Below are 215 nucleotides of genomic sequence, written 5' to 3'. Positions count from 1 at the left end.
ACGTACCTCTCGTCGTGGACAACGTATTGGTGATCGTGCTCCATGCCTCGGTAAGCTGGCAGTCCATCGGTCCAGACCTCTCCCAGCGGCTGGGAGAGGTCTGGACCGATGGACTGCCAGCTTACCGAGGCATGGAGCACGATCACCAATACGTTGTCCACGACGAGAGGTACGTCTCCGACAAAGGCGTCCACACGAACCAGGTAGAGTGTCTC

The 215-nt window shown here is 58.6% G+C and carries 1 pseudogene; it reads left to right on the top strand.

What is annotated here, in order from left to right:
* A pseudogene (locus EXE41_RS20090) lies at positions 1-215 on the top strand (IS1595 family transposase); the annotation flags it as partial.

The sequence above is a fragment of the Halorubrum sp. SD690R genome, from assembly GCF_005435035.1.
Taxonomy (GTDB): domain Archaea; phylum Halobacteriota; class Halobacteria; order Halobacteriales; family Haloferacaceae; genus Halorubrum; species Halorubrum ezzemoulense.
Note: the sequence above shows the minus strand (reverse complement) of the source record. Positions and strands in the feature narration are given on the sequence as shown.